The organism is Novacetimonas pomaceti, assembly GCF_003207955.1.
Lineage (GTDB): Bacteria > Pseudomonadota > Alphaproteobacteria > Acetobacterales > Acetobacteraceae > Novacetimonas > Novacetimonas pomaceti.
Genome location: NZ_NOXG01000044.1, coordinates 1 through 8,750, shown reverse-complemented (window position 1 = coordinate 8,750; position 8,750 = coordinate 1). Strand labels below are relative to the sequence as shown.

Annotated in this window: 10 protein-coding genes; 7 read left to right on the top strand and 3 right to left on the bottom strand. The window is 61.5% G+C overall.

All coding sequences use genetic code 11. From position 1 onward, the window contains the following. Positions 1–88: 88 nt before the first annotated feature. Entirely contained in the window at positions 89–343 is a 255-nt protein-coding gene (locus CFR71_RS14750) for a plasmid stabilization protein (protein ID WP_110532084.1), read from the top strand. Between the two features lie 131 nt (positions 344–474). On the opposite strand, the gene ligD is transcribed toward CFR71_RS14750, so the two are convergent. Further along, the gene (ligD, locus tag CFR71_RS14745) at positions 475–1,401 is read right to left on the bottom strand and encodes a non-homologous end-joining DNA ligase (protein WP_110532082.1); all 927 of its coding nucleotides are present in this window, start codon (positions 1,399–1,401) and stop codon (positions 475–477) included. Between the two features lie 476 nt (positions 1,402–1,877). Then, positions 1,878–2,672: an OBAP family protein gene (locus CFR71_RS14740; protein ID WP_110532080.1), complete on the bottom strand. Its 795-nt coding sequence runs from the start codon at positions 2,670–2,672 to the stop codon at positions 1,878–1,880. 390 nt (positions 2,673–3,062) lie between these two features. Between CFR71_RS14740 and CFR71_RS14735 the strand changes: the two genes are divergently transcribed. From CFR71_RS14735 to CFR71_RS14710, 6 genes are all read left to right on the top strand, one after another. After that, positions 3,063–3,794, top strand: coding sequence for an IclR family transcriptional regulator (locus CFR71_RS14735; RefSeq protein ID WP_110532078.1), 732 nt, complete (start codon positions 3,063–3,065; stop codon positions 3,792–3,794). Positions 3,795–3,885: 91 nt separating this feature from the next. Beyond that, on the top strand, positions 3,886–4,284 hold the full coding sequence (locus CFR71_RS14730; protein WP_110532076.1) for a GlcG/HbpS family heme-binding protein: 399 nt from the start codon (positions 3,886–3,888) through the stop codon (positions 4,282–4,284). Between the two features lie 25 nt (positions 4,285–4,309). Then, on the top strand, positions 4,310–5,542 hold the full coding sequence (locus CFR71_RS14725; protein ID WP_110532074.1) for an MFS transporter: 1,233 nt from the start codon (positions 4,310–4,312) through the stop codon (positions 5,540–5,542). A 218-nt stretch (positions 5,543–5,760) separates the two neighbouring features. Next, complete coding sequence (locus CFR71_RS14720; protein ID WP_110532072.1) at positions 5,761–6,870, top strand: acyl-CoA dehydrogenase family protein; 1,110 nt, start codon at positions 5,761–5,763, stop codon at positions 6,868–6,870. Then, on the top strand, positions 6,867–7,595 hold the full coding sequence (locus tag CFR71_RS14715) for a PIG-L deacetylase family protein (RefSeq protein ID WP_110532070.1): 729 nt from the start codon (positions 6,867–6,869) through the stop codon (positions 7,593–7,595). The genes CFR71_RS14720 and CFR71_RS14715 overlap by 4 nt, the downstream gene beginning before the upstream one ends. After that, positions 7,592–8,227, top strand: a complete 636-nt coding sequence (locus CFR71_RS14710; RefSeq protein ID WP_110532068.1) for a class I SAM-dependent DNA methyltransferase — start codon at positions 7,592–7,594, stop codon at positions 8,225–8,227. Before CFR71_RS14715 ends, CFR71_RS14710 begins: the two co-directional genes overlap by 4 nt. Here CFR71_RS14710 and CFR71_RS14705 read toward each other — a convergent pair. Beyond that, entirely contained in the window at positions 8,204–8,620 is a 417-nt protein-coding gene (locus CFR71_RS14705; RefSeq protein ID WP_110532066.1) for a hypothetical protein, read from the bottom strand. The two genes, CFR71_RS14710 and CFR71_RS14705, sit on opposite strands and share 24 nt — an antisense overlap. Positions 8,621–8,750: the final 130 nt, after the last annotated feature.

The window sequence follows — 8,750 nt, the reverse complement described above, 5'->3', positions numbered from 1 at the left end:
AAGCAGAATATCGTCAATATTCCAGATCGGGCTCCTGTGGGATGACTGAATTCTACAAAATGACCCGAAATTGCCTCAAGTGTGAGAAATCCGCGTCGAGGAAAGCTACGAACAGCGTGGCGTCAATGATAAGGAGGCGGAGCGCCGGGCCTGGGCCACGGTCAACAAGGAAACGGGTGGCGGCAAGAAAAGCGGATCAGGACGGGGACATGCCGTGACGCATGAATCCGCCCGCAAGGGGGGAGAGGCAGGCGGGGCGGCAGCCGCGCGCCGTCCGGCCGGGGAACGTTCCGCCACGGCCCGGAAGGCCGCCGAAACCCGCAGGAAAAACGAAAATGGATAGGACGCGGCGCATTCATCGCGTAACCTGATCCGGACGTTCGCACATGTGGCCGGGGTCCGTTCTGCCGCCATCCATGACGCGACAACCTTGCGCGGGAAGCGGCCCGTCCGATCAATACCTGAAAACAGCCCTTAATCGTGGTCCGTGGAAAGCATTGCTGTTGTAATCGGACGCCGTGCCGCATGGAAATCCTTCCACGGATCCGTGCGGAACGATGCGGGACGCCCCAATATGTCGCTCACCGTGAATTGCGCCGATCCGGTCAGTGAGTCCAGTTCCGCCCAGGCAACCGGCATTGAAATCGGCGCGTCAGCGCGTGCGCGTGTCGAATAGGGCGCAACGGATGTCGCGCCCCGTTGATTGCGCAGATAATCCAGCAGTATCTTTCCATGACGCTTGGCCTTGGAAATCGTGGCGACATAGCGTTCAGGACTGTCGGACGCCATTTCGCGCGCCAGCATTTGAGAAAAACGTTTTGCCATATCCCAGTCGGCCCCGGGTTTCAGGGGAACCACGACGTGCAGCCCCTTGCCGCCCGAAGTCTTGACAAAGGCGGCAAGGCCGAAAAGGCCGAGGCGCTCGCGCACTTCCCGTGCGGCCGTGATGATGGCGTGCCACCCGACACCATCCCCCGGATCGAGATCAATGATCAGTTCGTCAGGCTTTTCCCAGTCATCAGGGGATGCGCCCCATGGATGGATCTCCAGCGCCGCGGATTGCACCAGCCCCATAAGACCGTCGAAATCATGAATGCCGATCAGGTGCGCGTCAGCGTTTTCCATGGGATCGTTCAGCGTCAGGATATGGGCATTCATGCCCTTCCACGTATTTTTCTGGAAAAAGCGCGGTCCCCCGATCCCTTCCGGACATCGCAACAGCGCCAGCGGACGGTCAATGATGAACGGGGCGATGCGTGGCCATGCGATGACATAGTAATCGGCAAGGTCCTGCTTGGTGATACCGGCATCCGGCCAGTAAACCCGCTCCGGATGGGTCAGGCTGACCGCGCCGCGCGGTTCTTTCCCTGAACCGGCAGGGGATGTTTTGGCCGTGGGCATTTGCAGACGATCTCCTGTGCCGCTGTATCATGACCCCGCCCTGCGGAGATTTCGTCCGCCGGGTCCGGAAGCACGATATCACCAGTTTTCGTTTCATGGATCCTTGATCTGAATGGGACGGCGCTTCCTTTATTGCCGTCCTGCCGTGCCCGGCCTTATCGGATGCGGGGCGGATCGCTTTTCCACGGTGCCATGATGTTGCGGACAGGAATTATCTGATTGCGCGACACATTGTTTGAAAACAACCTGTTGATGGGAATGACAAAGGTTTTGTGGGGTATCGACCTTTTTCGGGAATGCTATGTCTTTCGAAGCTTTTTGCAAAAATCTTCACCAAAAAATCTTTATAATTTCAATATTCTGCTGGTTTTTTCAGACAATCTTCAGGGATATCATCGCAGGTGACACAATCCAGCCAATAGGGCCTTCTGTCCATGCAGTCTGTTTTCTCCGGACAAGAATAATCATGTGTGAATTCATGTCCTGAGGTTTTTCACCGGCATCTCGACCAGCTGCAATTGCATTGTCTTGCCGCCCTGCCATGCGTTTGCGCCGGGTACGATGTCCGGCAGCGGAATATCGGCACGGTTCCTTCTTTCGCTCTGCGTGGAAATATCGAAGCGCCTGTCCCGATCATCCAGCAGGGACTGCCGGATCTGGCCATCCCCTGTAAATCCCATCATCAACTGGGGAATGCCGAAGGGAAAATCGGGATTCCGGTCTATCTGCCAGGTGTGCCATGTTTTTCCATAAGTCGTGACAAGGTCAGCCATGAAAGCATGCTCCCCCAAATCTGGGACATTCGGGGCAACCAGCATGCCGGATTTTACTTCATATTGGTGACTGTGCCACAGCTTCCTTTCTTCTTCTGGAAGCGTTTTGAATATTCTTTCACTGACAATATATTCAATCCCAAGCAGCTTGGCGTCTGTCTGGTTGGCTTCATAAATGACACATTGATGGAAATCCTCGTTCAGATGCGTGCAGAAATGATTGGCTTCGACCTGACGGCCCATATCGTCGGCGTAAAAATGAAATCCGTTCAGATACTCGCTCATGGCATCGATCGGTTTCTTGACCTGCAGGGCGTCCGCAGCCTTGTCAAGAACCTGACTCCGCACGGAATTCGGGTTTCCCGGAACAGGGGACAGCTTCCTGTCCGCCGCGCTGGCCCTGCGCCCGGCGAGGGCGGCAAGAGGGGTCGCGACAAGCGCCGTTGCGAATGTGCGATTGAAACAGCGGCGACAGGTAAGGTTGTGAAGGAACGACATCGGTCCGTCCTTTCCGGCAATGTAAGCCGTGATTCGTTCCGCTATAAAGTCCTCCTGCCTGCGGGAGTTGCGTGGGGCTGCACCTGCCGCCGGGATAATCGTGACGCTGGCTGGTCATGCTCCTGATCGCGCGCCAAAACAAAAAATTGAACCATTCGCGGCAGGGTCGCCCCCGTCCGGACTGCCGGGTTGATGGGCGGGATCAACCGTCCCTGCGGCCCATGACGCCCATGTCCATGGGCCGCACCGCAGGGGATCGGGATGGCCGGACGGGGTGACACGGTTCCCTGGTTCGGATACTGCGCGAAAGGGGAATGACGGAACGGGTGTGAACGGGTCGCGCCTTAGCCCATGACAGGCCCCGTGAGTGTAGGACAGAAAAGCAGTTCCATGGGCAAGACACCAAAGCTGATCCAGTCCATCGAGCGTTCGGCCGCCCTTCTGGAAATCATCGCGCAGGCAGGTGGCAGCGCGCGACTGCGCGAGATCGCCGCGATTTCAGGCATCGAGAAAACGACGGTGCACAATATCCTGCAGACACTTGCGCATCTTGGTTATGTACAGCGGCGGCCGGGCGACATGCGCTATCATCTGGGGGGACGCATCCTCAACCTTTCGCGTATCGTGGGCGATGACCATGCCCTGCGTGACCGCATGCGCCCCACGCTTGAAATCATTGCACGTGAAAGTGGCGGGACCGTCCATCTGGGCGTGCCCAGCGGGGACAAGGCGGCCTATCTGGACATTATCGACCCGCACGATCCCGACATCGCGGCCGCGCGCGTGCAGCGTCGCGAGGCGCTGGAGGGATCGGCGGTGGGGCTCATATTCCTTGCCTTCGTCCCCGGCATGGGCAAGCGCGTGCTAAGCACGCGCGCCAACGCGCTGGACGCTGGCGTAAGGCAGGAAATCGAGGCCGTGCGCATCAAGGGATATGCGCTCGACCTTGAAACCTATCGCCCCGGCCAGAACGCGGTCGCGGTGCCATGGCGCGAAAATGGGGAGGTACGGGCCAGCATCGCGGTAACCGGTCCGTCATCGCGACTGCCGCCGGCGCGTCTGGTGCGCCTGGCATGGATGATGATGAAGCATGTGGAACGCGCCACGGTTCAGCAATGTTGAACAAATCGGGATTTTAATTATTGGGACGTTACACCCCTGTCCGGTCGTGGTTACCCTGCGCTTTTTTTGCGACAGGTTCCGGAACCAGGAAATGAAACTCTCCGACGCGATGACCATGATGGATGCTGCCCTGGCGGAGGCACGCAGCCGCGGGGTCAGTGTATGTATTTCCATCGTGGATGAAGCGGCATGGCCCATGGCGTTCATCCGCATGGACAACGCGCCGCTGGGCGTGATCGACGTGGCGTGCAAGAAGGCACGCACGGCCGCCCTGTTTCATATGGACAGCGCCGATTTCGCGCGGATCGGCCACCCCGATGGCGGTGCCTACACGCTGGAGAACACCAATGGCGGCCTGACCAGCTTTGGCGGGGGGCTTGTGCTGAAGGGGACGGATGGCGTCGTGCTGGGGGGCATTGGCGTATCGGGCGCCAGCACGGAAGACGATATCGACATCGCGCGTATCGCCGCGAAAACCCTTACGACCTGAATCTTTTCCTACCGGATTGCACAAGATGACAGAAAATGTGCCTGCCGCGGGCGGTGTTTCGCCCATCGTGGCGCCACATGGCGCAAAAGCCGCCTTTTTTATCCTTACCTTTGGTACATTCGTCGTCGGCACGGGCGAATTTGCCATCATGGGCATGCTGCCGGAATTCGCGGCGTCGCTCGGGCTGTCGGCCGCTGATGCCGGGCATGCCATCACGTCCTATGCGCTGGGTGTGGTGATCGGCGCGCCGCTGATCACCATTCTTGGCGCGCGGCTGTCGCGGCGCGAACTGCTGCTGCTGCTTTTCACGCTGTTCTGCCTCGCCAATCTTCTGAGCGTGGTCATGCCCAGCCCGGAACTGGTGGAGGTCGCCCGTTTCATTACCGGCCTGCCGCATGGCGCGCTGATCGGCATTTCCGCGCTGGTCGGTGCCTCCATGGTCGAACGCAGGCGCCGGGGATGGGCGGTGGGGCGCATCCTGTCGGGCATCGCCATTTCCACGCTTGTGGGGGCGCCATTTTCCACCTTCGCGGCCGATCATTTCGGCTGGCGCATCGCCTACCTCCTGATTGCGGCGCTGGGGCTGCTGACGGTTCTTGGCATATGGCGCTATATTCCCGCCGATGTGCCCAACCGCAGGAATTCGCCTTTCCGCGAAGTCAGGGCGCTGGCCAATACGCAGCTTCTGCTGACCCTGCTGACGGCATCAATCGGTTTTGGCGGCATGTTCGCCATCTATACCTACCTGACCAGTGTCCTGCAGAACGTGACGCATGTGCCTGAATGGCTGATCATGATCTACATGATCGTCTGCGGGGCGGGAATGCTGATCGGGGCGAATGTCGGCGCGTGGATCGTTGACCGTAACCTCAACCTTGCCGCGCTGCTGGCGCTGGCGGGCAGCGCGCTTGTCATGCTGGTCTTTCCTTTCGTGCTGCATGACGAAATGGCGCTGATGCTTGACGTGCTGCTCATTCCCGCTTTCGTGAATGCCCTTGGCCCGGCGCTGCAGACGCGGCTGATGGATTTCGCGGGCGATGCACAGACCCTGGCGGCATCGCTCAACCACTCGGCGTTCAATATCGCCAATGCGCTTGGCGCATCGCTCGGCAGTTTCCTGCTGGCCAACAAGTTCGGCTATGGCGCGCTGGGGATTGGCGGGGCCATGCTTTCGGCCGGGGGGCTGGCGGTGTACATCGTCGCGCTGGTCCTGCTCAAACGCAGCGGCCAGACGGAGGTGCGGGGGGATATCGACTGAACCGCGCCGCCTTTCGGCATCTGGCGGTTTTGCCTGTATCAAAGGGGTGGCCGGCATGATGCCGGACGTCATTGCACATTTTGACAGACCCCGATCGCAAATCAGGGGGAACCAAACTCACACGGTTGCTGTTTCTCTGGGCAGGCAGGCAAGAGAGTAAGCCGTTTTCTCCTTTGCCAGCGCATCGCGCAGTCCCTGACAAAGAGAGCATTGCGGCCATGACCTTTCCCTTCGAAGCCCTGACGGCCTGTCGCGCGGAACTGGAGGAGGAGGCAGGCGCCAATGACGCGCAGGCTGCGTTCCCGACTGCGGGCATGGGGCGCCTGCGCGAGCTGGGGGTCCTGTCCGCCTCCCTGCCACATACGCTGGGCGGGCAGGGGTTGGGCACCGGACACCAGGGGATGATCGGGCTGCTGCAGCTCCTGCGCTTGGTGGGGCAGGGAAGTCTGGCGCTTGGCCGTATCGTGGAAGGGCACATCAACGCCCTTCGCCTGATCGCATGTTACGGCACCCCCGATCAGCTGGCCCGTGCGGCCATGGACGTGCATGATGACGCCCTGTTTGGCGTATGGGTGACCGAAGGTGCGACACCGCTGCGCATGGAACAGGTGGGCGGGACCATCAGGTTGCGGGGCGAGAAAATCTTTGCCTCGGGCGCGCGTCATGTCACCCGCGCCCTTGTGACGGCCCGCACGCGCGATGGGACGACGCGTATGCTGCTGGTGACGCTGGATGATGGTCGCGATGTATCCCCTGTCTTTGGCGGGCTTGCGGGCATGCGTGGCGCGGAAACGGGACGGTGTGATTTCGGTGCGATGACGCTGCCCCCCGATGCGGTGATCGGGCAGGCGGGGGATTACCTGCGCCAGCCGGAATTTTCCGCCGGCGCATGGCGTGGCATGGCTGTCGCGCTGGGTGGGATCGAACGGCTGGCGAGCCTGCTGCGCCTTCAGCTGGCGGAGCGTGGGCGCGCGGACAGCCCGGCCCAGCAGGCCCGCATCGGTCAGGCATTGATCGCCACGGAAACCGCGTATCTGTGGACACGAAAGGCCGCGCTGGTCGTTGCCACGCAGGACGGGCGGGACGCGGGCGATATCGTCGCCACCGTAAATCTGGCCCGCATCGCGGTGGAACGCGCGGGGCTGGAGGTCATCGAACTGGTGCAGCGTGGCCTGGGACTGTCGGCGTTCACCCGGACAAACGTGGTCGAGCGGCTGACGCGCGATCTTGCGACCTATCTGCGCCAGCCTGCCCCGGATGAAACATTGTGCGAAGGGGCTGCATGGTTCACGCATCGCGACCTGCCCCGGGTGGAGGACATGCGATGAAGGCCGGTGTCCTGCAGGCAATGTTGCGCGACCTGCCCATGGCGCCGTTATCGGCGATCGCGCCCGGCACGACCCTGATCCTTGCCCCGCATGCCGACGATGAAAGCCTTGGCTGCGGGGGGCTGATTGCCGCCTGCTGCGCGGCGGGCCGTCCGCCGGTCGTGGTGGTCCTGACCGATGGCGTGGGCTCCCACCCCCATTCACATGCCTGGCCCGCGCCGCGCCTGCGCGCGCAGCGGCAGCATGAGGCGCTGCATGCTGCGTCCTGTCTCGGGCTTGTACCGGAGCGCCTTATTTTTCTCAACCTTCCCGACACCAGGGTCCCGCATGAAGGGGTGATGTTTGAACAGGTCGTGCGGGAACTGGCGCGACTGGCGGAAAGTCATGGCTGCGCCGTGGTGCTGGCCCCGTGGTGGGCCGATCCGCATTGCGATCATGAGGCGGCGTGGAAAATGGCTGTTGCGTTGCGGCAGGCCAGCGGGCTGCGGGTGCTGGCCTATCCCGTGTGGGGCTGGCTTATCCCTGCGGAGACGGAGGTGGATCATGAACGGCCCACGGGGATGCGTCTGGATATCGCGCCCTATCGTGCGGCCAAGGCGCGCGCCGTCGGCATGTATGAAAGCCAGTATGGCACCCTGATTACCGATGATCCCACCGGTTTCACCCTGCCTGAGGAACTGCTGGAGACGCTGATCACGGATTTCGAGGTCTTTGTCGATCCATGACGGGCGCAAGCTGGTCGCGCACCGTGTTCGAACGGATGTACGAACACCATGCGGATCCATGGGGATTCGGGACGCGGGCGTACGAACGTGACAAGTATCGCGAAACGCTGTCCCTGCTGGCGGGACGGCATTTCCATCACGCGCTGGAGCTTGGCTGTTCCATCGGGGTCATGACGGCCCAGCTTGCGCGGCAGTGCGCCCGGATCACGGCCGTGGACGTGGCGGAGGCCGCCCTGAAACGCGCCCGGCGCCGCTGTGCCGGGCTGACGGGGATTTCATTTCACAGGGGATTGCTGCCTGGGGATTTTCCCGCCCTGCCGCCGCGCAGGTGTGACCTGATCGTGATTTCGGAACTGCTGTATTTCCTTACGCCACCAGATATCGGGCAGCTTGCGACAGAGTGCCTGCATGTGCGGCAGGCGGGCGCGCCCGTCATGCTGGTCAACTGGACGGGCCCGACCGATACGCCGTGTAACGGCGATGAAGCCGCCGGCCATTTCATCGATCGATGCGCCGCCGAAGGGATGCGGGTGGTCCATGCCCGCCGCCATCCCCATTATCGGCTGGATGTCCTGAACGATGCGCCGCATTGCCCGCAGCCGGGGGCGTCACACGCAGACGGCGGATCGTGACGCGAGTAACTGGCGCATGATCCGTTCAGCCTGCCGGACATGCATATCCAGTTCGCAGCGCCTGACGGGCATGCGCCGAAGCTCCGGGCTTGCCATCTCCAGCTGGCTCCACGCCATGCCAAAAAAACGCTCCTGCGTTACCCCGATGACGTAGGGCAGGGGCAGGCCCAGCTGACGGGCCAGATGCCCGCCTGCCTCGTGGCGCGATCGGGTGGAAGGGGACATCGCGCGCAGGCGGCGCAATGCCGCGCGGGCCTGCGCGCGATGCAGGCATGTCGTGGCGGGTTCAAGACTTTCGTCGAGCATTTCATCCTGCCGGATCAGGCGACGCGCCATCGTATCCGCCATGCCGCCGCGCGCCCGCCCGACAGTGCGGCCCGATACGGTCACCATGACATCGGGCGCATGACGGATGGCGGCATCGACGCGGAAATCTCACAGAAGGGTTGTACATCGGGTTAGATTATGAAAAAGTCTGTTTTGCACAAAAGAAATTTTCGTAAGCTATAAGAAAACCCGATGC

Coding starts and splice junctions, on each gene's coding strand:
- ligD (WP_110532082.1), bottom strand. CDS start 1,401: ATGCCCACGGCCAAAACATCCCCTGCCGGTTCAGGGAAAGAACCGCGC.
- CFR71_RS14740 (WP_110532080.1), bottom strand. CDS start 2,672: ATGTCGTTCCTTCACAACCTTACCTGTCGCCGCTGTTTCAATCGCACA.
- CFR71_RS14735 (WP_110532078.1), top strand. CDS start 3,063: ATGGGCAAGACACCAAAGCTGATCCAGTCCATCGAGCGTTCGGCCGCC.
- CFR71_RS14730 (WP_110532076.1), top strand. CDS start 3,886: ATGAAACTCTCCGACGCGATGACCATGATGGATGCTGCCCTGGCGGAG.
- CFR71_RS14725 (WP_110532074.1), top strand. CDS start 4,310: ATGACAGAAAATGTGCCTGCCGCGGGCGGTGTTTCGCCCATCGTGGCG.
- CFR71_RS14720 (WP_110532072.1), top strand. CDS start 5,761: ATGACCTTTCCCTTCGAAGCCCTGACGGCCTGTCGCGCGGAACTGGAG.
- CFR71_RS14715 (WP_110532070.1), top strand. CDS start 6,867: ATGAAGGCCGGTGTCCTGCAGGCAATGTTGCGCGACCTGCCCATGGCG.
- CFR71_RS14710 (WP_110532068.1), top strand. CDS start 7,592: ATGACGGGCGCAAGCTGGTCGCGCACCGTGTTCGAACGGATGTACGAA.
- CFR71_RS14705 (WP_110532066.1), bottom strand. CDS start 8,620: ATGGTGACCGTATCGGGCCGCACTGTCGGGCGGGCGCGCGGCGGCATG.